The 23,591-nt window shown below is 69.5% G+C and carries 23 protein-coding genes; 9 read left to right on the top strand and 14 right to left on the bottom strand.

Annotation, left to right across the window (positions count from 1 at the left end; genetic code table 11):
• Positions 1–15 precede the first annotated feature (15 nt).
• From BN977_RS21680 to BN977_RS21645, 8 genes are all read right to left on the bottom strand, one after another.
• On the bottom strand, positions 16–975 hold the full coding sequence (locus BN977_RS21680; RefSeq protein ID WP_036401437.1) for an o-succinylbenzoate synthase: 960 nt from the start codon (positions 973–975) through the stop codon (positions 16–18).
• Positions 959–2,539 (bottom strand): long-chain-fatty-acid--CoA ligase, encoded by a 1,581-nt coding sequence (locus tag BN977_RS21675; protein WP_036401433.1) that lies wholly within the window; start codon positions 2,537–2,539, stop codon positions 959–961. Before BN977_RS21675 ends, BN977_RS21680 begins: the two co-directional genes overlap by 17 nt.
• A 61-nt stretch (positions 2,540–2,600) precedes the next feature.
• Positions 2,601–4,208: a gamma-glutamyltransferase family protein gene (locus BN977_RS21670; protein ID WP_036401431.1), complete on the bottom strand. Its 1,608-nt coding sequence runs from the start codon at positions 4,206–4,208 to the stop codon at positions 2,601–2,603.
• Between the two features lie 42 nt (positions 4,209–4,250).
• On the bottom strand, positions 4,251–5,042 hold the full coding sequence (locus tag BN977_RS21665) for an amino acid ABC transporter ATP-binding protein (RefSeq protein ID WP_051561793.1): 792 nt from the start codon (positions 5,040–5,042) through the stop codon (positions 4,251–4,253).
• Positions 5,039–5,827: an amino acid ABC transporter permease gene (locus BN977_RS21660; RefSeq protein WP_036401424.1), complete on the bottom strand. Its 789-nt coding sequence runs from the start codon at positions 5,825–5,827 to the stop codon at positions 5,039–5,041. The genes BN977_RS21665 and BN977_RS21660 overlap by 4 nt, the downstream gene beginning before the upstream one ends.
• 6 nt (positions 5,828–5,833) lie before the next feature.
• Positions 5,834–6,691 carry an ABC transporter substrate-binding protein gene (locus BN977_RS21655; protein WP_024450758.1) on the bottom strand — a complete coding sequence of 286 codons (858 nt, stop codon included), beginning with the start codon at positions 6,689–6,691 and terminating at the stop codon, positions 5,834–5,836.
• Between the two features lie 145 nt (positions 6,692–6,836).
• A complete protein-coding gene (locus BN977_RS21650; protein WP_024450759.1) occupies positions 6,837–7,514 on the bottom strand; it encodes a TetR/AcrR family transcriptional regulator in 678 nt (225 codons plus the stop codon).
• Positions 7,515–7,526: 12 nt separating this feature from the next.
• Positions 7,527–9,146: an amidohydrolase gene (locus BN977_RS21645; protein ID WP_036401421.1), complete on the bottom strand. Its 1,620-nt coding sequence runs from the start codon at positions 9,144–9,146 to the stop codon at positions 7,527–7,529.
• 120 nt (positions 9,147–9,266) lie between these two features.
• Between BN977_RS21645 and BN977_RS21640 the strand changes: the two genes are divergently transcribed.
• The 6 genes from BN977_RS21640 to BN977_RS21615 all read left to right on the top strand — a co-directional run bounded on the left by BN977_RS21640 (position 9,267) and on the right by BN977_RS21615 (position 15,096).
• Entirely contained in the window at positions 9,267–9,722 is a 456-nt protein-coding gene (locus BN977_RS21640) for a YciI family protein (protein ID WP_036401418.1), read from the top strand.
• 96 nt (positions 9,723–9,818) lie between these two features.
• The gene (gene fadD8 / locus BN977_RS21635; RefSeq protein ID WP_036401415.1) at positions 9,819–11,420 is read left to right on the top strand and encodes a fatty-acid--CoA ligase FadD8; all 1,602 of its coding nucleotides are present in this window, start codon (positions 9,819–9,821) and stop codon (positions 11,418–11,420) included.
• A gap of 19 nt (positions 11,421–11,439) precedes the next feature.
• Positions 11,440–12,675, top strand: a complete 1,236-nt coding sequence (locus tag BN977_RS21630) for an RNA polymerase sigma factor (RefSeq protein ID WP_036401412.1) — start codon at positions 11,440–11,442, stop codon at positions 12,673–12,675.
• 29 nt (positions 12,676–12,704) lie between these two features.
• Positions 12,705–13,943: a GNAT family N-acetyltransferase gene (locus BN977_RS21625; RefSeq protein ID WP_036404128.1), complete on the top strand. Its 1,239-nt coding sequence runs from the start codon at positions 12,705–12,707 to the stop codon at positions 13,941–13,943.
• 13 nt (positions 13,944–13,956) lie between these two features.
• On the top strand, positions 13,957–14,637 hold the full coding sequence (locus BN977_RS21620) for an HAD family hydrolase (RefSeq protein ID WP_024450765.1): 681 nt from the start codon (positions 13,957–13,959) through the stop codon (positions 14,635–14,637).
• A gap of 9 nt (positions 14,638–14,646) precedes the next feature.
• A complete protein-coding gene (locus BN977_RS21615) occupies positions 14,647–15,096 on the top strand; it encodes a nitroreductase family deazaflavin-dependent oxidoreductase (RefSeq protein ID WP_036401406.1) in 450 nt (149 codons plus the stop codon).
• Between the two features lie 3 nt (positions 15,097–15,099).
• On the opposite strand, the gene BN977_RS21610 is transcribed toward BN977_RS21615, so the two are convergent.
• Complete coding sequence (locus BN977_RS21610) at positions 15,100–15,375, bottom strand: hypothetical protein (RefSeq protein WP_024450767.1); 276 nt, start codon at positions 15,373–15,375, stop codon at positions 15,100–15,102.
• A 105-nt stretch (positions 15,376–15,480) separates the two neighbouring features.
• Here BN977_RS21610 and BN977_RS21605 point away from each other — a divergent pair, with 105 nt between their 5' ends.
• Both BN977_RS21605 and BN977_RS21600 read left to right on the top strand, forming a co-directional pair.
• Positions 15,481–16,392 carry a 1,4-dihydroxy-2-naphthoyl-CoA synthase gene (locus BN977_RS21605; RefSeq protein WP_036401402.1) on the top strand — a complete coding sequence of 304 codons (912 nt, stop codon included), beginning with the start codon at positions 15,481–15,483 and terminating at the stop codon, positions 16,390–16,392.
• A 9-nt stretch (positions 16,393–16,401) separates the two neighbouring features.
• On the top strand, positions 16,402–17,259 hold the full coding sequence (locus BN977_RS21600) for an SDR family oxidoreductase (RefSeq protein ID WP_036401399.1): 858 nt from the start codon (positions 16,402–16,404) through the stop codon (positions 17,257–17,259).
• 46 nt (positions 17,260–17,305) lie between these two features.
• Here BN977_RS21600 and BN977_RS21595 read toward each other — a convergent pair whose 3' ends face one another.
• Genes BN977_RS21595 through BN977_RS21575 form a run of 5 tightly spaced genes read right to left on the bottom strand, consistent with a single transcriptional unit; the run spans position 17,306 to position 22,060 of the window.
• Complete coding sequence (locus tag BN977_RS21595) at positions 17,306–18,184, bottom strand: polysaccharide deacetylase family protein (protein WP_051561791.1); 879 nt, start codon at positions 18,182–18,184, stop codon at positions 17,306–17,308.
• On the bottom strand, positions 18,171–19,142 hold the full coding sequence (gene speB, locus BN977_RS21590) for an agmatinase (protein ID WP_036401396.1): 972 nt from the start codon (positions 19,140–19,142) through the stop codon (positions 18,171–18,173). The genes BN977_RS21595 and speB overlap by 14 nt, the downstream gene beginning before the upstream one ends.
• Positions 19,139–19,900 (bottom strand): SDR family NAD(P)-dependent oxidoreductase, encoded by a 762-nt coding sequence (locus BN977_RS21585; protein WP_036401394.1) that lies wholly within the window; start codon positions 19,898–19,900, stop codon positions 19,139–19,141. The genes speB and BN977_RS21585 overlap by 4 nt, the downstream gene beginning before the upstream one ends.
• On the bottom strand, positions 19,897–20,610 hold the full coding sequence (locus BN977_RS21580; RefSeq protein ID WP_036401392.1) for an SDR family NAD(P)-dependent oxidoreductase: 714 nt from the start codon (positions 20,608–20,610) through the stop codon (positions 19,897–19,899). The genes BN977_RS21585 and BN977_RS21580 overlap by 4 nt, the downstream gene beginning before the upstream one ends.
• Positions 20,603–22,060, bottom strand: coding sequence for an APC family permease (locus BN977_RS21575; RefSeq protein WP_036401389.1), 1,458 nt, complete (start codon positions 22,058–22,060; stop codon positions 20,603–20,605). Before BN977_RS21575 ends, BN977_RS21580 begins: the two co-directional genes overlap by 8 nt.
• 164 nt (positions 22,061–22,224) lie before the next feature.
• On the opposite strand from BN977_RS21575, the gene BN977_RS21570 reads away from it, so the two are divergent.
• Entirely contained in the window at positions 22,225–23,577 is a 1,353-nt protein-coding gene (locus tag BN977_RS21570; RefSeq protein ID WP_036401385.1) for a PucR family transcriptional regulator, read from the top strand.
• Positions 23,578–23,591 lie beyond the last annotated feature (14 nt).

The following is a 23,591-nucleotide window of genomic DNA, read 5'->3' as shown; positions in this document are numbered from 1 at the left end:
CCGATACCCGGCCCATCACAGCAGCCGGTAGCACTCCCGCACCCGCTCGATCCACCACTGCCGCCGATCCGCCGGCACCGCCAACCCGGCCAACCGGGCCGGGTCGGGAACGACCGGGCCGACCGGAAGGAAGCCGTCGGTGGGCAACGCGACCTCCGCCACGTCCTCGACGAACAAGCCGCCGGTGCCCAGCCCGCAGGCGTGCGGCAACTCCGGTAGGCACGCCGCGGCCAGCAGACCGCGGGACATCCCGACCGCGGAATCCAGGGCACTCGACACCACCAGCGGGATGCCGACCGCCGCGGCGATGTCCAGCAGCCGGCCCACCCCACCGAGCGGGGCGACCTTGACCACCGCGATGTCGGCGGCCCGCATCCTGACCACCCGCAACGGATCGGTGGCCTTGCGGATCGACTCGTCGGCGGCCACCGGTACGTCGACCAGCCGGCGCAGTTGCGCGAGCTCTTCTGCGGTGGCACAGGGCTGTTCGAGGTACTCCAGCGGCCCGAGCGCGGCGGCCGCCCGCACCGCCTGCTCCAGCGTCCAGCCCCCGTTGGCGTCCACCCGCACGACGGGCACCAGGGCCCGCACCGCCGCCACCCGGGCGACGTCGTCGGCCAGGCTCTGGCCGGGCTCGGCGACCTTCACCTTGGCGGTCCGCGCCCCGGGGAACCGGGCCAGCACCTCGGGCACCTGCGCGGCGGGCACCGCGGGCACGGTCGCGTTGATCGGCACCCGGTCCCGTCGCGGCACCGGTGAATCCCCGTACGCCGCTTCGATTCCCGCCGACAGCCAGTGCGCGGCCTCGGGCGGCTCGTACTCCAGGAACGCCCCGAACTCACCCCAGCCCGCGGGCCCGTCGATCAGCGCCACCTCGCGCACGGTGATCCCGCGGAACCGCACCCGCATCGGCAGGGCGACGATGTGCAGCCGCTCCAGCAGGTCGTCGAGCGGCGCGTCAAACGGTGGCGCGATCGCGACCCTCCCAGTGTGGTTTGCGCAAGTCCTTCTTCATGATCTTGCCAGTCGGGTTGCGCGGCAGCGCCTCGAGGAAGTCCACCGTCTTCGGGCACTTGTAGGCGGCCAGGCGTTCCCGCGCCCAGGTGATCAGATCGTCGGCCGAAACCTCGCCGGCCTCCCCGACGGCCTCTTTGTCCAAGGCGACGACGGCCTTGACGGCCACACCCCACTTCTCGTCGGGAACGCCGAACACCGCGACCTCGGCCACCGCCGGGTGCTCGGCGAGCACCCGTTCCACCTCGATCGAGTAGATGTTCTCACCACCGGAGATGATCATGTCCTTGAGCCGATCCTCGACGAAGACGTAACCGTCGGTGTCGACCCGGCCGATGTCGCCGGTGCGGAACCAGCCGTCCGGGGTGATGGCCTCGGCGGTGGCCTCGGGCTTGTTCAGATAACCCTTCATCAACTGCGGTGTGCGGAACCACAATTCGCCTTGTTCACCAGTAGGCACATCCTCGCCGGTGTTCGGGTCGACCACGCGCAGTTCGGCCTCGGGGATCAGGGTGCCCGCGCTGACCAGACGCTCCTCGTTGCCGCTACGGTGATCGTCGGGCATCAACCGGGTGACCACGCCGCACACCTCGGTCAGCCCGTACACCTGGATGAACTCGGTGTCCGGCCAAGCCTGCAGCGCCCGCCGCAACAACGGCAACGGCATGGGCGACGCACCGTAGGCGTAGGTCTTGAGCGCCCCGAACAACTTCACCGCGTCCGGGCCGGTGTCGAGCACCTTGGCCAGCACGGCGGGCACCAGGAAGGTCCGGTTGGCCCCGGCGAGGATGCCGCCGGCCAGCGCGGCACCGTCGACGTCGCGGGTCATATAGCTGGGCACCCCGTTCTGCAGGCCGTACTGCATGTACGACGTGCCGCCCACATGGAACAACGGCATGGCGACCAGGTTCTTGTCACCGGGTTCGGCGGTCCAGCCGTCGAAGGCGTTGACGGTGTGGGCGACGACATTGGCCTGGGTCAGGGCGACCCCCTTGGGCCGGCCGGTGGTGCCCGAGGAGTACATCACGATGCACACGTCGTCGGGGGTGGCCTCCGGTGACCTGCCGACCGGGGTGGCCGCGGCCAGCATCGCCTCGTACCCGTCCTCCCCGTCGGGTTTGACCTCGACGATCTCGGTGACGGCCGGCAGCTTGTCGCGGATGCCCTCGACGGCCGGCATCAGTTCGGCACCCACGAACAGCAGGGTGGCGCCGGAATCGTTGATCACGTAATCCAATTCCTCGGCGGCCAGCCGGAAATTGATGATGGCGTTGGCCGCACCGAGCGACGCGGCCGCCAGGGTCGCCTCCACGCAGGCGGGGTGGTTCTTGTCCAGGAACGCGACGACGTCACCGCGCCCGACGCCGCGCGCCGCCAGCGCTCCGGCCAGCCGCCGGACCCGGTCGTCCCATTGCGACCAGGTCCAACTTCGCTGCAGATAGGTCACCGCCTCGGCATCGGGTTTGGTGGCCGCCCAATGCGCGACACGTTCATCGAGAAACCGGGGTGCGGGCAACTCTGACATGCCAGCAGCGTGCCACGACGGGTCCCGCACCAGCCGGTTTTCCGGCAAACCCGTTCGGTGCTCAGCTCACCGGGCCGGCCGCCCGGTGATGGCGCGGGAACTGGGCCACGACACCCGAACCGTCCGCGCGGGGATCCGCCGCCGCGATCAACCGCCCGTCCTCGCCGACCTGTACCACGTTGGCCTGCCCCAGCCCTTCGGTGTGCCGCGGCACGTCCACCACGTCGAGACCGGATGCGGCCAGCGCCGCCGTCGCGGCGGGGTCGACGCCGGTCTCGACGACGACCGTGTCGTCGGTGCAGCCGGCCACCTGCTGCCCGACCACCGCGCGGGGCGCGGCGACCGCGTCCGCGGCGTTCGCCCCGGCGATCATGCGCAGCAGCACCTGCGTGAGGATCTGCGGTTGGCCCTGCCCGCCCATCGTCGCCAGCACATGACTCACCGCACCGTCGCGGGTGGTCAGCACCGGCATCAAGGTGTGCAGCGGGCGCTTCCTGGGCGCAAGGACATTCGGGGACTCCGGGTCGAGGGAGAAGCTGGTGCCACGGTTGTGGAACAGGATGCCGGTCTGCGGATCGATCAGGCCCGAGCCGAAGGCGTGGTAGACGCTCTGGATCAGGGAAACGGCGAAGCCGTCCTCGTCGGCCGCGGCGACGCCGACGGTGTCACCTCCGGGCACCGCCCGCGCGGCCCCCAGCGCCGATCCCAGCGGCGCCCCGGCCGCGAGGTCTCCGTCCACCAGCGCGGCGACGTCGACCCGCGCGAGTCGCGGATCCGCCAACCGGGTCGACCGTAATCGGTTGGCCTGGTGGAACACTCGCATCAACACGCCGAGATCGGCGCCGAGCGGCGCGGTCAGGCCCAGATTCCGGATGGCCGTCAGGGCCCGCAGCATCACGAACCCGTGCGTGTTCGGCGGGCTGGTCAGCACGGTCAGACCATGGAAGTCCATCGCGATGGGATCGGTGATTTCCGGCCGGAATTCGGCGAAGTCGGCAGCGTCGAGCACCGAGCCGTGCGAGCGCAGATACCGCACCGTGCGATCGGCCAGACCGCCGGTGTAGAACTCGTCGGGCCCGGCACCGGCCAGCGCCCGCAGGGTTGCCGCCAGGGCGGGCTGCCGCAACAGCTCCCCGCGTCGCAGCGGACGCCCCGCGGGACGGAACACCTTGTCGAAATCCGCCATGCCGAACAGGTCGGTATTTTCGGGATCGCGCAGGTGCCGGTCCAGTGATTCGGCCACCGGAACCCCGGCCTGCGCCGCGCGCTCGGCCGGCTGCAGCAGCCGATCCCAGGACAGCCGAGCGCCGAAGTCCCGCAGGGCCTCCCAGCCGCGGACGCCCCCGGGCACGGTCACCGGCTCGGCACCGCGCACCGGAAGGGCACCGTCGTGGGTGGCGCGCATCCGGGCGGCATCGGCACCGGTCCCGGACCAGCCCGAGGCGTTGACGCAGCGCACCGCCCCGTCCGGGGTACGGACCAACGCGATCAGGTCTCCGCCGAGCGCGACATTGTGCGGGTAGACGACGGTGAGCACGGCGGCCGCGGCGATCGCGGCGTCGATCGCGTTGCCGCCGTCGCGGTAGGCGGCCGTCGCCGCCTCGGTCGCCAGGATGTGCGGGGTGGCGACGGCGCCGGTGAACGGCGACGCACCGTTGGTCGTGGGCACTGCTGAACAACTCCCTCGTGAGGATGTGCCGGTATCCGGCGGTCAGTGAATGGTGGACAGGAACGCTTTGGTGCGTTCGCTTTTCGGGCTGGCGAACAGCTCCTGCGGTGGCGCGTCCTCGATGATCCGGCCCGCGTCCATGACGATGATCCGGTCGGCGACCTCCCGCGCGAACCGCATCTCGTGGGTCACCACCACCATCGTCATCGCGTCGCGGGCGAGTTCACGCATCACCGCGAGCACCTCACCCACCATCTCGACGTCCAGTGCGCTGGTGGGTTCGTCGAACAGCATCACCTTGGGACGCATGGCCAGGGCGCGGGCGATCGCCACGCGCTGCTGCTGCCCACCCGAGAGCTGGCTGGGGCGTGAGTCCGCCTTGTCCCCCAGGCCGACTCGCTGCAGCAGTGCCCGCGCGTCGGCACAGGCCTTGTCCTTCGGCCGGCCGAGCACCCGGACCGGCGCGTTCCACACGTTCTCCAGCGCCGTCATGTGCGGGAACAGGTTGAAATGCTGGAAGACGAACCCGATTTCGCGCCGCCTGCGGGCCAGCTCGGTCTTGCCGATCTTGCGGCCGCCCGCACCGTGCGCGATGGACTGCCCGGCGATGCGGATCTCGCCGCTGTCCAATTCCTCGAGGTGGTTCAGCGATCGCAGCAGGGTCGTCTTTCCTGCCCCGGATGGTCCGATGAGCACCACCACCTGGCCCCTGTCGATGTCGAGGTTGACGTCGTCGAGCACCCGGCGGCCGCCCAGTGTGCAGCGCGCGTCCCGGACCGAGACGATCGGAGCACTTTCGTTGTCGTTCACTGGTTCTCCTGACGGAACGGTCATGCCTGCGGCTGCAGGGCCGGGTTCGGCGTGGCCCGCCGGGCGCCCAGCAACCGCTGGGTGATCGGGACCCGCGCCTGGATACCCAGCTGTCGGGCCAGTCGGTTCTCGATGGCGGCCTGGACGAAGGTCCAGATCGTGGTCAGTGCAAGGTAATAGATGGCGGCGACGATGAAGATCTCGAAGGTGTGAAACGTCGCCGAGCTGATGGACTGGGTGACCAGGAACATCTCGCTGACGCCGATCACCGACAGCACCGAGGTGGTCTTCATCATGCCGTTGAACGAGTTGCCCAGCGGCGGGACCATGACCCGCAGCGACTGCGGCACGATGATCCACCGCATCAGTTTCATCGGGGTCATGCCCAGCGACGCCGCCGCCTCGAACTGTCCCTTGGGCACGGAATCCAGTCCGGCCCGTACGATCTCGGCGATGTAGGCGCTCTCGTTGATCATCAGTCCGATGATGGCGGCCTGCACGGCGGCCTTCACCGACAGCCCGGCCAGCGAGACATCGTGGAATTGGTACAGCCCGACCGCCGCCAGGCCGGTGTAGATGATGACCAGCTGCACCAGCAGCGGCGTCCCGCGGATGACCCAGATGTACACGCCGGCACACCAGCGCACCGCGGCGAACTGCGAGCGCCGCATCAAGGCCAGGACCAGCCCGAGCAGGGTGGCCAGCACCATCGCCACCACGGACACGACGATGGTCAGCACCAACCCGTCCAGGAACGGCCCGCTCGGGGTGAACAGCGCCTTCCAGAAGAACTGCCAATCGAAATTCATCACCGGCTACTTCTGGATGCTCAGGTCGGTCTGGCCCCACTGGGTCATGATCTTGTCGTAGGTGCCGCCCGTTTCCAGAGCGGCCAGCGCCGTTGCGATGGCGTCGTGTAGTTCCTTGTTGCCCTTGAGTGTTGCCGCGCCGATCTTGATGGTGCCGAACGGTTTGCCCGCCATCTGGATCTTGGCGCCGGTCTTGGTGGCGTAGTAGCCCAGCGTCTCAGCGGTGTCGAGGTAGGCGTCGACCTGCCCGTTCTGCACCTGCTGCAGCGCCACGTCGGCGTGACTGTTGCGGTTGATGTCGACGGCGGGTTTGCCTGCGGCCGTGCACTTCTCGGACTGCTCGGTGGCCAGCGATTCGGCAGTGGTCGCCACGGCCACGATGACCTTCTTGCCGCACAGGCTGTCGTCCATCCCGGTGACCGCCGCCGGCTTGTCCTTGGACACCGCAATTCCGGTGCCGGAGTACACATACGGCACGAAGTCGACCACCGCCTCACGTTCGGGCTTGATGTAGAGCTGCGCCATGATGACGTCGCACTGCTTGGCCTGCAGGGTCGGGATGACGGCCGAGAACGCCGACTCGACGAATTGCGGCTTGAGCCCCAACTCGGCCGCGAGCGCCTTACCCAGGTCCACTTCGCTGCCCGCCAGGGCGCCGGTCTCGTCGTGGTAGACGTTGGGCGGGGTGCCGTCGTTCGGGGCGCAGATCTTCAGCGTGCCGGCCTGCAGGATGGCCGGCGGGGCCACCTTGGCCGGGCCGCTGGGCTGTGGCGAGGACGAGTCCGACGACGAGCAGGCGGCCATGGCCGGCAACGTGACCAACAGCGCGGCCCCTGCCAGCCCTGTGAGCAGAACTTTCTTCAACGTTCCTCCAAAGGTCGTACCGATCCGGCGTGGCTCAGCTCACACCTGGGTGCCTATCGAACGATAGGCCGCTATCGGTCGATAGGGAAGCGTTGGGCAGAGTTTTTTACACAGTTAACGCAGTCGTCACCGAAGGAGACGGGTGTCAGTGGGCGTCGACGGACGCCGGCGCGGGCAACCGACCGCGCGTCACCTCCCGCACAGCGGGCAACCGGGACTGGTCCACCAGCAGCGCCCGCAGCACGAAATCGGCTGCCTGCAAGGGGCGCTCACCGTGCATCGAACCGGACGGGCCGCCCTGCTCACGCAGCGTCTCGAACAGCGTGCCGTTGATCACGCGCAGCACGAAACCCGGCTCGAAGGCCACGAACTCGCCGGCGGCCCGGCCACCGTCGACCAGCCGCTCGACCTGGTCGTGGAACACCGCGATCCCCTCGCGCTCGGCTTCGAACGCGTCGAGCGCCAGCACGGCATCGTGGTACAGCCCGCGCGCATCGAACGGCTGGGCCAGACTTTCCAGCACGTCGTAGGCGATCCCGAGGTGCAGCTTCTCCGCCCACGACGTGGTCTCGTCGAGTCGGCGCTGCATGCGCTCGATGGTCGGCCCGAGGTCGAGTTCGACCAGGGCGCGGAAGATTTCGTGCTTGGCCTGGAAATGATGGAACAGCGAGGGCTGCCGAATGGCGACGGCATCGGCGATATCCCGCGTCGACGTGCCGAAGTAGCCGCGCTGGGCGAACAGCACCGAGGCCTCGAGCAGGATGCGGCCCCGGGTCGAGGACCAGTCCACCGCCTTCGGCTCCCAGCCCTGCCCGTATTTCACGGCTCAACTCTGTCACACGGTGCCGGTGGGCGGTTGCGGGTAAACCTGCCGGCCGGCCAGGAACGTCGCCCGCACCTCGATTCCGGCGATGTCCTCGGGTGCGGTCTGCAACGGATCGGCGGCCAGCACAACGAGATCGGCGTACTTGCCCACCTCAAGCGAACCGATCACGTCGTCGGCGAACAGCTGATAGGCGGCGTCGATGGTCTGCGCTCGGAGGCCCTGCTGCACCGTCAGCCGCTCCCCGGGTGCCAGCACCCGGCCGCTGGGCGCCGTGCGGGTGGCGGCCACGCCGATATTGCGCAGCGGTTCCTCTGGCGTGACGGGCGGATCGTTGTGCAGCGAGATCCGCATGCCGGTGGCCACCGCCGAGCCGCACGGCATCCACCGCTCACCGCGTTCCGGTCCGAACAAGCCGTCGACGATCACGTCACCCCAGTAGTGCAACTGGTCGACGAACAGGCTGCAGGTGACGCCCAGCTGATGCGCCCGCTGTAGTTGCGCCGGGGTGATGGCCCCGACGTGCTCCAGTCGCAGCCGATGGTCGGCGCGCGGATTGGCCTGCAGCGCTTGCTCGTACACGTCCAGGATGGTGTCCACCCCGTGGTCGCCGTGCACATGGCAGGACATCTGCCAACCCTTGGGATAGAAGGTGCCGACGATCTCGGTGAGTTGCTCGCGGGTGTAGTTGGCGTGTCCACACGAGCCCGGGACCACACCGATGATGCGGGTGTCCTCGGTGTCCAGGTACGGGAAGGTCAGGTCGACATTGCCGATCCACGGCGAACCGTCAACCCAGATCTTGATGCCCACCTGACGGACCAGGTCGTCGCCGTCGCCGGGCTGTGCGTCGGTGTGCAGGTCGGCGGTCGACATCTCATACGTGCGCAGCCGCACCGTCAACCGGTCGTGCAGCGCCGCCAGCATCGGACGGAACATCGGGTCGAACGCCATCTCCGAGCACGTGGTCAGCCCCGCCCGGTTCAGCCGGGCGCACTCGGCCATCAGCATCGCCGGGTAGTCGCTGACCTTGATGGCCCCACCCAACAGGGGGAACACCGCGGCCGATTCCTCGGCCGTGCCGTCCAACTCGCCGTCGGCGTTGCGGCCGTACCTGGCGCCCGACGGATCGGGGGTGTCGCGGTCCAGACCGGCGACGCGGGCCGCCGCGGTGTTGAAGAACGCCTTGTGCCCGGAGTTGTGGATGATCACCAGCGGCGTGTCGGCGATGCCGTCCAGCCACGCCAGCGTGGGCTCGGGCAGGCCGCGCTGCAGCAGCGGATCCCAGCCGTTCAGGTACGCGCCGTCGGCGCCGCGGCGGGCGACCTCCGCGTGGACGGCCGCGACGACGTCGTCCGCCGAGCGCAGCGTGACCGGCCGGATGTCGACCATCCGGTCCGACAGCGCGACGGCCTCCATCAACGGGTGGCCGTGCGCCTCGACGAACCCGGGCAGCACGCACCCGTCGCCGATATCGAGCACGGTGGTGTCGGGGCCCACCCAGGCGTCGGTGTCGTCCGGCTCCATCCCGATGGCGACGATTCGGCCGTCGGCCACCGCCAGCGAGCGCGCGGTGGGCCGGGCGTCGTCGACGGTGCGGATGTGTCCCTTGATGACCAGGTCGGCGGGCATGGAGACGATTGTTCAAAGTTTTTTCCGCGTGCGTGTCGATTTGGCGGGGGTGTCGCTCGACGTACTAGCGAGGGCCACCCGAAAAGATGGCAAGAGCCCCGAACCCGAGGAGAGAACACGATGTCGCGCTACATGTTGATCATGCGGTCCACCCCGGCGGCCGAGGAGTTCGTCGCCGAGAACGTCGACTTCGACGAGATCATCGCCGCGATGGGCCGCTACAACGAGGAACTGATCAAGGCCGGCGTCATGCTGGCCGGTGAGGGACTGACCCCGCCCGAGGAGGGCTTCGTCGTCGATTTCGACGCCGACCCGCCGGTGGTGACCGACGGCCCGTACGCCGAGACCAAGGAACTGTTCAACGGCTTCTGGATCCTGGACGTGTCGTCGAAGGAAGAGGCCAAGCAATGGGCGCGCAAGTGCCCGCTCGGGCCTGGCGTGAAGCTGGAGGTGCGCCGGGTCAGCGAGTCCGACGAGTTCCCACAGGACAACGAGTGGATCCAGAAGGAGATCCAGTGGCGGGCCGACCTCGCGGAGAAGGCCGCCGCAGCCGCCCGCGCGGCCGCCGGGCGCTGAGGTCCTGATCCCGAATTCCCCGGCGGTGCCGCGCGCCGCCGGGGAATTCGGGGCATCCCCTGGCTTCATTTCTGGAACACGTTCTAGTGTGTCGGTATGAGTGACGAATTGCTGCGCCACCCGATCCATTCCGGACACCTCACCGTCGGCGCCCTCAAGCGCAACAGAAACAAGCCCGTGCTGTTCCTCGGCGACACCACGCTGACCGGCGGTCAGCTGGCCGAACGCATCAGCCAGTACATTCAGGCGTTCGAGGCCCTGGGGGCGGGCACCGGTGCCGCGGTCGGACTGCTGTCACTCAACCGTCCCGAGGTGCTGATGATCATCGGTGCCGGGCAGACGCAGGGGTACCGCCGCACCGCACTACACCCTCTAGGCTCGCTGGACGACCACGCCTACGTGCTGACCGACGCCGAGGTCAGCACGCTGGTCATCGACCCCACGCCCGCCTTCGTGGAGCGGGCCCTGGGCCTGCTGGAGAAGGTGCCCACGCTGACGCAGGTGCTCACCATCGGCCCCGTCCCCGAGGCGCTCAACGGTGTCGCGAAGGACCTGGCCGCCGAGGCCGCCAAGTACCAGCCGCAACCGCTGGTCGCCGCCGACCTGGCCCCGGACCACATCGGCGGGCTCACCTACACCGGCGGTACCACCGGCAAGCCCAAGGGCGTCATCGGCACCGTGCAGTCCATCACCACGATGACCACCATCCAGCTCGCCGAGTGGGAGTGGCCCGAGCATCCGAAGTTCCTGATGTGCACCCCGCTGTCGCATGCCGGCGCGGCGTTCTTCGTGCCGACCATCATCAAGGGCGGCGAACTGGTGGTGTTGACCAAGTTCGACCCGGCCGAGGTGCTGCGGGTGATCGAGGAGCAGAAGATCACCGCCACGATGCTGGTGCCGTCGATGATCTACGCGCTGATGGATCACCCGGATTCGCACACCAGGGACCTGTCCTCGCTGGAGACCGTGTACTACGGCGCCTCGGCGATGAATCCCGTGCGGCTCAAGGAGGCCATCAACCGGTTCGGCCCGATCTTCGCGCAGTACTACGGCCAGTCCGAGGCCCCGATGGTGATCACCTATCTGGCCAAGGGCGACCACGACGACAAGCGGCTGACATCGTGCGGCAGGCCCACCCTGTTCGCCAGGGTGGCGCTGCTGGGCGAGGACGGAAAGCCGGTGCCCCAGGGCGAGGTCGGCGAGATCTGCGTGTCCGGGCCGCTGCTGTCCGGCGGCTACTGGAATCTGCCCGAGGCCACCGCGGAGACCTTCAAGGACGGCTGGATGCACACCGGTGACCTGGCCCGCGAGGACGAGGACGGCTTCTACTACATCGTCGACCGCACCAAGGACATGATCGTCACCGGCGGTTTCAACGTGTTCCCCCGCGAGGTGGAAGACGTCATCGCCGAGCACCCCGCCATCGCGCAGGTGTGCGTGATCGGCACCCCCGACGAGAAATGGGGCGAGGCGGTGACGGCGGTGGTCGTGCTGCGCCCCGGTACCGACGGCTCGGAGGCGGCCGTCGCGACCATCACCGCCGAGATCCAGGCCGCGGTCAAGAACCGCAAGGGTTCGGTGCAGGCGCCCAAGCAGGTCGTCGTCGTCGACGCGGTACCGGTGACGGCGCTGGGCAAGCCGGACAAGAAGGCGGTGCGGGCGCAGTTCTGGGCCGGCGCGGCCCGTTCGGTGGGCTGACCTCGGCAGAATAGGCGGTATGCCCGCCGACATCCGCGAGACCGTCGATGCGGTCTGGCGGATGGAGGCCGCCAAGGTCGTCGCGACGCTGACCCGCTGGGTCGGTGACATCGGGCTGGCCGAGGACCTGGCGGCCGACGCGATGGTCGACGCGCTGACCCAGTGGCCCCAGACCGGGGTGCCGCGCAACGCCGGTGCCTGGCTGACGACGGTGGCCAAACGCAAGGCCGTCGACCATTGGCGCCGCCAGGACAACCTGGACGCCAAGTACGCGGTGCTGGCCCGCGACCTGGCCGACCACGTCGACGACGACTGGGATCCCGATCGCATCGACGACGACGTGCTGCGGCTCATCTTCGCCGCCGCCCACCCGGTGCTGTCCCGGGAAGCGCAGATCGCGCTGACGCTGCGCGTGGTCGGCGGGCTGACCACCGAGGAGATCGCGGCGGCCTTCCTGATCCCGAAAGCGACGGTGGCAGCGCGCATCACCCGCGCCAAGAAGAGCCTGGCCGGGCTGGCGTTCGAGGTGCCAGAGCGCGGCGAATTCGGGTCCCGCCTGGCGGCGGTGCTCGGCGTCATCTACCTGATCTACAACGAGGGCTATTCGGCATCCTTCGGCAGCCGCTGGATCCGTGACGAATTATGCAGCGAGGCAGTGCGACTGGCGCGCGTCCTGGCGGCACTGGTGCCCGGCGAGCCAGAGGTGCACGGGCTGCTGGCGTTGATGGAGTTCCAGTCCTCGCGGTTCGCCGCCCGCACCGATGCCGACGGCAATGCCATCCTGCTGGAGGATCAGGACCGCACCCGCTGGGACCGCGCCGGCATCCAGCGCGGCGTCCAGGCACTGCGGCGCGCCGAGACCGCGCGTGCCGGCCGCGGCTGGGGCCCGTACGGGTTACAGGCCGCGCTGGCCGAATGCCATGCCGTCGCCCCGACCGGCGCCGACACCGACTGGCCCCGCATCGTGTCGATCTACGATGCGCTGCTGCAGATTTCACCGTCACCGGTGGTCGAGCTGAACCGCGCGGTCGCGGTGGCGATGGCCGACGGGGCCGCCGCCGGCCTGCGCCTCGTCGACGGCATCACCGGCCTGGCCGAGTCGTATCTGCTGCCCAGCGTGCGCGGTGAACTGCTGGCCCGGCTGGGCCGCGATGCCGAGGCCGCCGAAGCCTTTCGCACAGCGGCGGCGCTGGCCGGCAACGAGCGCGAGCGCGATGTGTTGCTGCACAAGGCCGCCCGATATTCACGTGACTGACACCGGTGCCGTGCGGTACGCATGTGGACGTGTCCGACCTGACCCTGCGCACCGTAACCGACGATGACGACTTCCAGACCTTCCAGAGCGCGGTGTACTCGGCGTTCTTGGAGGAACCCCAGCAGGACGAGATCGAATCGGTACGCAAATTAACCGATTACGAGCGCATCTTCGGCTTTCACGACGGTAAGCGCTGGGTCGCGACGGCCGGCGACTTCGCCAAGAACGTCATCCTGCCCGGCGGCGCGTCGGTGCCGGTGGCCGCCGTCACCCTGGTGTCGGTGGCGGCCGGGCATCGGCGCCGCGGCCTGCTCACCGCGATGATGCGTCACCAGCTGGAGCGGATCCGGTCCCGGGGCACCGAGGCGGTAGCCATGCTGTTCGCTTCCGAGGCATCGATCTACGGCCGGTTCGGCTACGGCCTGTCCAGCTTCAACGTCGAGCTGTCCGGCCAGGTGCGGGAGCTGGCCTTCCGCCCCGGGGTGGAGCTCGGCGACGGCGCGGTGACCGAGACCGACGCCGAGACGCTGCTGGCCACCGCACCCGCCATCTACGACGCCGCGGTCGCCGGCCTGCCCGGCCGGATGGACCGGCCGCGCCCCTGGTGGGAACACTGGATCCACGACGGCGAGGAGCGCCGCAAAGAGTCCGGCCGCATCCGGTTCGCCCTGCACCACGAGCCCGACGGCACACCCAGCGCCTTCGCGGTCTACCGGCCCAAGTCGCAGTGGGGGGCAACCGGCCCCGACGCCGAGCTGCACATCCAGGAGGTCCGGGCCACCAACCCGCGCGCCTACGCCCGGATCTGGCGGTTCCTGCTGGACATGGATCTGGTGCGCACCATGAAATACGACGGCGCCACCGTCGACGAGCCGCTGCGACACCTGGTCGCCGATCCGCGCGCGTTGCGGTGCCAGGTCATCGACGGGATTTTCACCCGCTTGGTCGACGTACCGGCCGCCCTGGTCCTGCGCCGCTACGCGACGGAGCTGGACGTGGTGCTGGAGGTCACCGACGAGTTCTGTGCGTGGAACACCGGACGGTACCGGCTGCGCGGCGGCCCCGACGGTGCCGAATGCGAAAGGACCACCGCCCCAGCGGATATCGCCATCTCCGCACGAGAGTTGGGTGCCGTGTACCTGGGTGGGGTCAGCATGGCGGCGCTGACCTCGGCCGGCCTGGTCGGTGAGCTCACCCCGGGAGCGGTCGCCCGGACGGCGACGGCGTTCGGTTGGGTGGTGGCGCCGGGCGTTCCCGACCAGTTCTAGCAAGATGGAACCCGTGACTGATCTGCGCGCGGTGCTCTTCGACTACTCCGGCACCCTGTTCCGACTCGAGGAAGACGACAGCTGGTTCGCCGGCATCACGGTGGACGAGCAGGCCGTGGACGGCCATGTGCAGGCCGAGCTGATGCGCCGGGTGACCGCCCCCACCGGCAGTGCGGTGCCGATGTCGCCCGAACAGCAGCACAACTGGTCTCGCCGGGACCTGGAACCGCATCTGCACCGGGAGGCCTACCTGCACGTACTGCGTGAATCCGGGCTCACCGGTGAGGATGCCGCGGCGCTGTACCCCAAGCTGGTCGACCCCGCGTCGTGGACGCCGTATCCCGACACCGCGGCCACGCTGAACGGATTGCGTGCGGCCGGCATCAAGACGGCGGTGGTGTCCAACATCGCCTTCGACCTGCGGCCGGCCTTCGCCACCGCCGGTGCGGCCGCCGACGAATACGTGCTGAGCTTCGAGGTGGGCGCCATCAAACCGGATCCCGCGATCTTCCGCATCGCGCTGCAGCGCCTGGGCGTCGACCCCGCCCAGGCGTTGATGGTCGGCGACAGCGAGGAGGCCGACGGCGGGGCCCGCGCCATCGGCTGCGCCTTCGCCCTGGTCGACCCGCTGCCCACGGTCGAGCGGCCCGACGGGCTGGTGCGGGCGCTGCGGGAGCACGGGATCGAACTCTAAGCTGGCGCCATGGCACAGGAACGGGTGCGGCCGCCCTGGTGGCTCAAGTACGTCAACAAGGTGATGATCGGGCTGAACAAGCTCGGCGTCGGCGGCGAGAAGGGCCCGCTGGTGCTCACCGTGGTCGGGCGCAGATCCGGGAAGCTGCGCTCGACCCCGGTCACTCCCATGACCGTGGACGGGCACCGCTACGTGGTCGGCGGCCTGCCCGGCGCGGACTGGGTGGCCAATGTCCGCGCCGCGGGCGAGGCCACCCTGCACCAGGGCCGCACCGCGACCAGGGTGCGCATGGTGGAGATGCCCGCCGACCAGGCCCGGCCGCTCCTGCGGCAGTTTCCCGTGCTGGTGCCCACCGGGGTGAGCTTCATCCGCAACGCCGGACTGGTCACCGGCCCGAACCCCGACGAGTTCGAGGCCCTGGCCGGCCGGATCCCGGTGTTCCGGTTCGACCCGGTCTGATCCCTACAGGTGCGGGGCCTCTTTGATCTTGCTGTCCTGCTTGCCGGCCGTCTGGCAGAACGTCTGGACCGACAGCCGGGTCCCGGTGATCTCCAGTTGGGCTGCGTCCGTGCCCTTTTCGTCCTTCAACATCTTGGCGACCGCGTCGGTCTGGGTCTTCTCATCGGCTTCCAGGAAGCTCTTGCACGAGGTGTCGCCGCCGGTGATCGAAGGGGCGGAGCATCCCACGAGCAGTCCGGCCGCCGCGACCATCGTCACCAAACCCGCAGAGAACTTCATCGTCACCCTCCTGTACCGGGCGCGCGTCGGCGCCACTGTGCGGCAGGTTGATACCCGAGCGCACCCTGTGCCAAACCTGAGCGTGCTGCGCAATACAGTCGCAGCATGAGCGACAACCCGTTCGACCCCGCGCTGTGGCAGCCTGTGCCCGGCTTCGAATTGACCGACATCACCTACCACCGGCACGTCGTCGACGGTGTCGCGCGGCCGACGGTCCGGGTGGCGTTCGACCGGCCCGAGGTGCGCAACGCGTTCCGTCCGCACACCGTGGACGAGTTGTACCGGGTGCTCGACCACGCCCGGATGTCCCCCGACGTCGGGGTGATCCTGCTGACCGGCAACGGCCCGTCGGCCAAGGATGGTGGCTGGGCCTTCTGTTCGGGCGGCGATCAGCGCATCCGGGGGCGCACGGGATACCAGTACGCCGCCGGCGAGACGGCCGAGACGGTGGACCCGGCGCGGGCCGGCCGACTGCACATCCTGGAGGTGCAGCGGCTCATCCGGTTCATGCCGAAGGTGGTCATCTGCCTGGTCAACGGCTGGGCGGCCGGCGGCGGGCACAGCCTGCACGTGACCTGTGATCTGACGCTGGCCAGCCGTGAGCATGCCCGGTTCAAGCAGACCGACGCCGATGTCGGCAGCTTCGACGGCGGGTTCGGCAGCGCCTACCTGGCGCGCCAGACCGGCCAGAAGTTCGCCCGCGAGATCTTCTTCCTGGGCCGTGCCTACGACGCGCAGACCATGTATCAGATGGGCGCGGTGAACGAGGTGGTCGACCACGCGGACCTGGAGAAGACCGGGCTGCAGTGGGCCGCCGAGATCAACGGCAAGTCGCCGCAGGCCATCCGGATGCTGAAGTTCGGTTTCAACCTGATCGACGACGGCCTGGTGGGCCAGCAGGTGTTCGCCGGTGAGGCAACGCGTTTGGCGTACATGACCGATGAGGCCGTGGAGGGCCGTGACGCCTTCCTGGAAAAGCGCGACCCGGATTGGAGCCGGTTCCCGCGCTACTTCTAGATTGGCTGGGTGGCCAAGAACCCCCTGCGCCGGCTGTCCGAGGCCGTGCTGCTGACCAGCATGCGCCCGCCGCTGACCGAACACCTGCATCGCGGCCCGGAGATCGAACTGCGCGGCAAGCGCATCCTGATCACCGGGGCGTCGTCCGGGATCGGTGAGGCGTCCGCGCGCAAACTCGCCGCGTGTGGGGCCAGCGTCATCGTGGTGGCCCGCCGCGCCGAGCTGCTGCAGGCCCTCACCGACGGTATCCGCGCCGACGGCGGCATCGCCGAGGCGGTGGCCGCCGACCTGTCCGACCTGGACGCCGTCGACACCGTCGCCGCCCAGGTGCTCGAAAGCCACGGCGGGATCGACATTCTGGTCAACAACGCGGGCCGGTCCATCCGGCGGCCGCTGATCGAATCGCTGGACCGCTGGCACGACCTGGAGCGCACCATGGCGCTGAACTACTACTCGCCACTGCGGCTGATGCGGGCGCTGGTGCCGGGCATGATCGCCCGCGGCGACGGCCACGTGATCAACGTGTCGACGTGGGGCGTGATGAACGAATCGTCACCGTTCTTCGGCGCGTACCAGGCGTCCAAGGCCGCGCTCACGGCGATCAGCCGGGTCGCCGAGACGGAGTGGTCGGCCAAGGGCGTGCACACCACCACGCTGTTCTATCCGCTGGTGAAGACGCCGATGATCGAGCCCACCAAGGCCTTCGTCGATATGCCGGGGCTCTCGGCCGACGAAGCCGCCGACTGGATGGTGACGGCCGCGCGCACCCGCCCGGTACGCATCGCACCCCGGATGGCCGTGACCGCCAAGCTGCTCGACGGTGTGGCCCCCAGCCTGCTGGACGCCATCATGAAACGGGGCATCTGAAGTCAGGTCCTTCACGGCGGGTAGGAGCGAAGCGACCGGGGAATGTTCACGGCCGGGTGATGCTGCGCGGCGTCAGCCCCAGCGAGCGGACGTGCTCGGCGATGGCGCCCAGGTTGGTCGTCCATACGTCGGTGTGCTCCACGACGTAGCGCATCAGGTCACCGAGCTCCACCGCACGTGACGGCCGCCCGGACAGGAACGGGTGATTGGTCAGCACCCAGCAGGCCCCGGCGTCGCGCAGCGCGTCGAACTCCAGCTGCCACAATTCCCTTGCCTTGCGCGGGCTTTCGATCAGCCCGCTGCCCGAGATGTCGGGCAGGTAGCAGTACTGCTCCCAGTCGTCGAGCGCCCACTGGATGGGGATCTCCACCAGCGAGGCGTCCCCCACCGCGAGCTCGTAGGGATGATCGGCGTCCATCAGGCTGGAGTCATAGAGGAAGCCGCGCTCGGCCAACAGGCCCGGTGTGCGCCAGGACAGATCCCACATCGGCGCTCGGTACCCCGCCGGGCGCACCCCGGCCACCTCGGCCAGCGCCGCCAGCCCGCGGTCCAGGGCCTCGATCTCCTCCTCCAGGGTCAGCGCCGTCGGCTGCTCGTGCAGGTAACCGTGGTGGGCGATCTCGTGCCCGGCGGCGACGATGCTGCGTACCGCCTCCGGATACCGGTGTGCGGTGTGGCCCGGCGCGAAGAAGGTAGCCGGGATCTGGTGGCGCTCCAGCAGATCGAGGATGCGCGGCACCCCCACCAGCGGCCCGTACGCCTGATGCGATATCACGCTCATCCGCGCGGCGACGGCGTCGTTGCCCCACAACACCGCCGACTCGGCGTCCACGTCGAAGGTGAAGGACGCCGCCGCCAATTTGCCCGCGGGCCAGGCAAATTTCCCGTCGCTTCGCTCGCCCCAGGACACGTCAGGAGAAGTCATCGGCCATCAAACTAACCAACTCGTAGGCCAGATTCGCGCCGGCCACGGCGGTCACCTCGCCGTTGTCGTAGGCGGGCGCGACCTCGACGACGTCGGCGGCGACGATCTGCAGCCCCCGCATGGCCCGCAGCACGGCGACCAGTTCGCGGCTGGTCATCCCGCCGATCTCGGGTGTCCCGGTGCCCGGCGCGAAAGCCGGGTCCAGCACGTCGATATCGATCGACACATAGACCGGGTGCTCACCGACCCGGGTCAGGATGCGCTCGATGACACCGTCGATGCCGATCCGGTCCACGTCGCGGCAGTGCACCACGGTGAAACCGAGCGATTCGTCGTCCAGCAGGTCGGCCCGGTCGTACAGCGACCCGCGGATGCCGACGTGCGCCGAGCGGTCCTTGACCAGCAGGCCCTGTTCGGCGGCCCGCCGGAACGGCGTGCCGTGCGTGCACGGCGCACCGAAATACGTGTCCCAGGTGTCCAGGTGCGCATCGAAGTGCACCAGCGCCACCGGGCCGTGCACGGCGTGCACGGCCTGCAGCGCGGGCAGCGCGATGGTGTGATCACCGCCGAGCAGCACCACGCGTTGCCCGGGACGCGCCAGCAGGTCGGTGACCCCGGCGCGGATCTGGTCGACCGCCTCGGTGATGTCGAACGGGTTGGCCGAGATGTCGCCGGCGTCGACCACCTGCGCCCGCGCGAACGGGCTGATGTCCAGCGCCGGGTGGTAGGGCTTGAGCAGCCGGGAGGCCTGCCGGATCGCGGCGGGCCCGAACCGGGCGCCCGGACGGTAGGTGACGCCGCTGTCGAACGGCACCCCCACGACGGCGATGTCGTGGTCGGGCACCTCGTGGCGTTGCGGTAACCGCGCGAAGGTGGCCAGCCCCGCATAGCGCGGCACCGCCTGCGCGTCCACCTGCCCGACCTTCCCGTTCTGCGACCGCACGTAATGCTGTGTCATACCCTGCCCCTCGTGGCTCCCCCGTTACAGGAGATCACCTGTCCGACAACCGCTTCCATGTCGAAATCGGTCAACAATTGCACCGCAGCGGCGATCTCGGCGGCGCTGCCGATGCGGCCCAACGGGATCGATCGCGCGTACTGCGCCTGCACGGTCGCCAGGTCGACCCCGGCCGCGTCGGCGTCGACACGCAGCTGCGGGGTGTCGATCACCCCCGGGGCCACCGCGTTGACGATGATCCGCTCCGGGGCCAGTTCCCGGCCCAGCGTCTTCACCAGCGCGATCAGCCCGGACTTCGACGCGGCGTATGCGGTGGCCTGCGGCCAGCCGGTGACACCCCATTCGCTGCTGATCACCACGATGCGGCCCGCCCCCAGCTGTCGCATGTGCGGCAGCACGGCCTGCACCAGGTGGAAGGTGCCGCCGAGGTTGGTGTCCACGACGCGCCACCAGTCCCGTTCGTCGTGCTCCAGCAGCGGGGCCATGGTCATGTACGCGTGGTTGGCCACCAGGATGTCCAGGCGCCCGGTCGCCGCGGCGACGGTATCGGCGATCTGGCCGCAGGTGTCGGGGTCGGCGACGTCGCCCGGTGCGGCCAGCCCACCGATCTCGGCGGCCAGTGCGTCCAGCCCGCTGCTGGGCCGGATGTCGTTGACGGCCACCGTCGCTCCGGCTGCGGCCAGCCGGCGGGCATGGGCGGCACCCATGCCCTGCGCGGCGCCGGTCACCAGGGCGACGCGCCCGGTCAACCCGCTCATATCACCGCCCCCGAGTTCACGTTCACCACATCCCCGGTGCTGAAGGTGGCGTCGCACACCAGGTATTCGACGCAGCGCGCCACCTCGGCCGGGGCGGTGAGCCGGCGCAGTGGCAGTGTCGCGAGGTATTCCGATGCGCGCCAAGGCGAGTCGGGCGCCAGCAAGGGGGTGTCGGTGGGTCCGGGCGCGACGGCGTTGACCCGGACGCCGCGGTCGGCCACCTCCGCGGCCAGGCTGCGCACCAGGCCGAGGATCGCGCCCTTGGCCGCGGCGTAGTGCGCGTCGTGTTCGCCGCCGCCGACGGCGAGTTCACTGGATACCGCCACCACCGCGCCGGATCCGCGCTCCAGCATGTCGGGCAGGCAGGCCCGGGTGGCGTGGAACAGTCCGCCGAGATGCACCCGCAGCATCCGCCGCCACGCCCGGGTGTCGATCTCGGCGACGGGAGCCATCTCGTAATGGCCGGCCGAGGTCACCAGCGCGGTGATCGGGCCGAGCGTGCGGCGGATCTCGGCGACGGCGCCGCCGACCGCGGGACCGTCCGAAACATCCACCGCGACAACATGATCGGCATCGGCGCGGGGCTGCAAGTCCAGCGCCGCGACCCGGTAGCCCCGCCCCCGCAATGCGGAGACGACGGCCGCGCCGATCCCGCTGGCGCCGCCGGTGACCACCGCCACCGGTGGCTCAGACGCCTGCCGGTCAGACACCGGCGGTCTCGAGTTCCTCGACCACCTCGGCACCCACGATGCGGCCCCGTACCCCGACCAGGATCGCGATGCCGACGGCCAGCACCACCGCCACACCGATCCACACCGACCAGTCCAGGTACCGCTGGTCGTATACCGGGCGCGGCCAGGAGATGTTGAGCATCTGCAGCACGGCCCACACCGCGGCGAGCACGGCCACCGGCACGGTGGCCCGGCCCAGCGAGAACGCGCCATCGCGCCACCGCCTGCGCGCCAGCACCACCACGAAGCCGATGAGCGGGAACAGGAATGCCAGATAGAACCCGCCGGTGGTGAAGTTGACCATCAGGGCGTAGATGTCGCCGGCGACGATGCTCAAACCGAACAGCGCGCCGCCGACGACGGTGGTCACACCGATGGCCAGCACCGGGATACGGGCACTGCCGCGCAACCGGGCCAGGGCGGTGGCCCCGGGCAGCGCGCCGTCGCGGGCGTACGCCCAGATCACCCGTGACGCCGAGGTCTGCAACGCCAGGAAGCTGGCGATGAACCCGATGACGAACAACACCTCGACCGGTTTGGCGATGCCCTGTCCCAGTGCGGTGGTGAGGGTTTCGTACACCGGGTCGGCCACCGACCCGGCCACCACGGCATCCAGGTCCGGGATGGCCAGAATGATTGCCAGGCTGGAATAGGCCACCACCAGCGCGATGAACGTCAGCGAGAACAGCACCGCCTTGGGCAGGTAGCGCCGCGGTTCGTGCACCTCCTCGGCGATGGCGCCCGCGCTCTCGAAGCCGACGAAGGAGAACCCGATGAACGCCACCGCGATGAGGAACGGTCCGCTCAGATAGGCCCAGGTGCCGATGTCCTGGCCGCCGCCGTCGAACAGCACCGAGATCGAGTTCTGCCGATGGAACAGCAGCAGCCAGGTGCCCAGCCCGATCGAGCCGATCACCTCGGCCACGATGCTGGCGGTCATGAACACCTTGAGCGCGCCCCGGCCGATCAGGTTGATCGCCGTCCCGCCGATCAGGATCACCAGTGCGATCACGGCCCGCAGCCCACCCGAGGGGGCCTGCACACCGGCGATGTTGGCCACGAAGCCGGCCGCGCCGAGCGCGACCGTGGCCATCGCGATCACCAGCGTCCACATGTACACCCAACCGGCCAGCCAGCCGTAGGTGGTGCCGAGCAGCCGCCGCGACCACTGGTAGATGGATCCCTCCAGCGGCCAGCGTGACACCAGCATCGCGAACACCAGCGCGACCAGCAGCTGGCCGCCGAAGACCAGTGCGAAACCCCACCAGAAGCTGGGTCCGGCGGCGGCCAGGGCCAGGCCGAAGATGCCGTAGAGGGCGACGATCGGCGAGATGAAGGCGAACGCGAATGCGAAGGCCGACCACAGGGAGAACTCGCGCCGCAGGACCTGCGGCCCGTCGTTGGCGGGTGCCGAGCCGGGTGCTGACATGTGCTGCTCCTCAGGACGTGTTGGACGAACTATCAACCCCAGCCCGGGTACGCACCAGCGTTGGCGGCGAAGATGCTGCAAACGCACCATCGGCACGCCACCGCATTGGACGATCGCACAAAGGCGGCCGGGCAGTGGTGTGACGCCGGCGTTACGCTCGGCTGATGCCGGACCCGACTGTGCGCGATCTGCTCGGTTCGGTGCTCGGGCTGAGCGCCCCCGACGACGCCATCGGCGACCTGGACCGGCCCATCAGCTGGGCGCACACCACCGAGCTGCGGGACCCGTCGCGCTACCTGCGCGGCGGGGAGCTGGTCTGCACGGTGGGAATCAGCCTCCAGACACCCCGGGACTGCGCGGACTTCGTCGGCGCCCTGCACGGCGCGGGCGCGTCCGGCCTGTGCTTCGGTGTCGGCGACGTGCACGACGACGTGCCCGACGCACTGATCGCGGCATGCCGTCGGCAGGGGCTGGCTCTGCTGGTGGCACCACCGGCGGTGCCGTTCGCGGCGCTCAGCCGGTTCGTCGCGGACTTCCGGATGGGCGGCGAGATCGCGGTTGCCCGTGCCACCAACAGCCTTGTGCCGGAACTGCTTTCGTCGCAGCGTCGGGGCGAGACGGTACGCCAGCTGCTGGACCGCGCCGGGGCGGTGCTCGGTGGTTACTTCGTGGTGGACAGTGCCGACGGTGCCGCCCAGGGCGCCCTCGCCGTGGAGGGCGTGGGCAGCCTGTCCTGGGTGGGCCGCGGTCGGGCGCCGGAACCGGCCGTGCTGGAGGTGATCGCCCGTTTCGCGCAGGCGGCCCAGGGCGATCGGGACATCGAGTCGGCGCTGTCGCGGGAACGGGTCGGACAGCTGCTGTCGCTGGTGGAGCGCCGCATGCTGCTGCCCGATGCGCTGGGCCAACTGCTGGACTGGCCCGGCCTGTCCGCACCGGAGCTGGAGTGTTCGGCATGGCCCGCGGGCGCGGGCGCCGTGCTGTCCATGACGTTTCCCACCGCGTTGGTGGGCGACGCCCCGGACGTGTGCCTGGTGCTGACCCCCGGCGGCGACGAGTTCCGCCGGTCGGCCGCCGAACTCTCACTGCCGTCGGGTCATTCGGCGGCATCGCCGTTGGTCGAACTCGGCTCGGCCATCACCCAGGCGCGCATCGCGCTGGACATGGCGCGCCAGCACGGCGGCAGCGTCGGACCCGACCAGCTGAGCACCTTCGGCAGCCTGCTCGAGGGCCTCCCGTCGAATCGGCTGGCCCCGTTCAAGCATCAGCTCATCGATCCGCTGGCCGACATGGACCGCGACCGCGGCACCCAACACGTACGCACCCTGCGAACCTTCTTGGCCACCAACGGGTCCGTCATCGACACCGCACGCGAGTTGTTCCTGCACACCAACACCGTGCGGCACCGGCTGGGACGCATCCAGGAACTGACCGGGCGCGACCCGATGAACCTGGGCGATCTGGCCGCGTTCGCCATCGGATTACAGGCCAGCGACCGCTCCCGGCGGCGACCGGACTGATCGAGAACTTAGGT

Source organism: Mycolicibacterium cosmeticum, assembly GCF_000613185.1.
Taxonomy (GTDB): Bacteria; Actinomycetota; Actinomycetes; order Mycobacteriales; family Mycobacteriaceae; genus Mycobacterium; species Mycobacterium cosmeticum.
Note: the sequence above shows the minus strand (reverse complement) of the source record. Positions and strands in the feature narration are given on the sequence as shown.

What these genes read in the sequence shown, in the direction of transcription:
- BN977_RS21610 (WP_024450767.1), bottom strand. Translation starts at nt 15,375, where the DNA reads ATGAAGTTCTCTGCGGGTTTGGTGACGATGGTCGCGGCGGCCGGACTG.
- BN977_RS21570 (WP_036401385.1), top strand. Translation starts at nt 22,225, where the DNA reads ATGCCGGACCCGACTGTGCGCGATCTGCTCGGTTCGGTGCTCGGGCTG.
- BN977_RS21665 (WP_051561793.1), bottom strand. Translation starts at nt 5,042, where the DNA reads ATGACCGTTCCGTCAGGAGAACCAGTGAACGACAACGAAAGTGCTCCG.
- BN977_RS21615 (WP_036401406.1), top strand. Translation starts at nt 14,647, where the DNA reads ATGGCACAGGAACGGGTGCGGCCGCCCTGGTGGCTCAAGTACGTCAAC.
- fadD8 (WP_036401415.1), top strand. Translation starts at nt 9,819, where the DNA reads ATGAGTGACGAATTGCTGCGCCACCCGATCCATTCCGGACACCTCACC.
- BN977_RS21605 (WP_036401402.1), top strand. Translation starts at nt 15,481, where the DNA reads ATGAGCGACAACCCGTTCGACCCCGCGCTGTGGCAGCCTGTGCCCGGC.
- BN977_RS21660 (WP_036401424.1), bottom strand. Translation starts at nt 5,827, where the DNA reads ATGAATTTCGATTGGCAGTTCTTCTGGAAGGCGCTGTTCACCCCGAGC.
- BN977_RS21630 (WP_036401412.1), top strand. Translation starts at nt 11,440, where the DNA reads ATGCCCGCCGACATCCGCGAGACCGTCGATGCGGTCTGGCGGATGGAG.
- BN977_RS21675 (WP_036401433.1), bottom strand. Translation starts at nt 2,539, where the DNA reads ATGTCAGAGTTGCCCGCACCCCGGTTTCTCGATGAACGTGTCGCGCAT.
- speB (WP_036401396.1), bottom strand. Translation starts at nt 19,142, where the DNA reads ATGACACAGCATTACGTGCGGTCGCAGAACGGGAAGGTCGGGCAGGTG.
- BN977_RS21645 (WP_036401421.1), bottom strand. Translation starts at nt 9,146, where the DNA reads ATGCCCGCCGACCTGGTCATCAAGGGACACATCCGCACCGTCGACGAC.
- BN977_RS21595 (WP_051561791.1), bottom strand. Translation starts at nt 18,184, where the DNA reads ATGACTTCTCCTGACGTGTCCTGGGGCGAGCGAAGCGACGGGAAATTT.
- BN977_RS21585 (WP_036401394.1), bottom strand. Translation starts at nt 19,900, where the DNA reads ATGAGCGGGTTGACCGGGCGCGTCGCCCTGGTGACCGGCGCCGCGCAG.
- BN977_RS21575 (WP_036401389.1), bottom strand. Translation starts at nt 22,060, where the DNA reads ATGTCAGCACCCGGCTCGGCACCCGCCAACGACGGGCCGCAGGTCCTG.
- BN977_RS21640 (WP_036401418.1), top strand. Translation starts at nt 9,267, where the DNA reads ATGTCGCGCTACATGTTGATCATGCGGTCCACCCCGGCGGCCGAGGAG.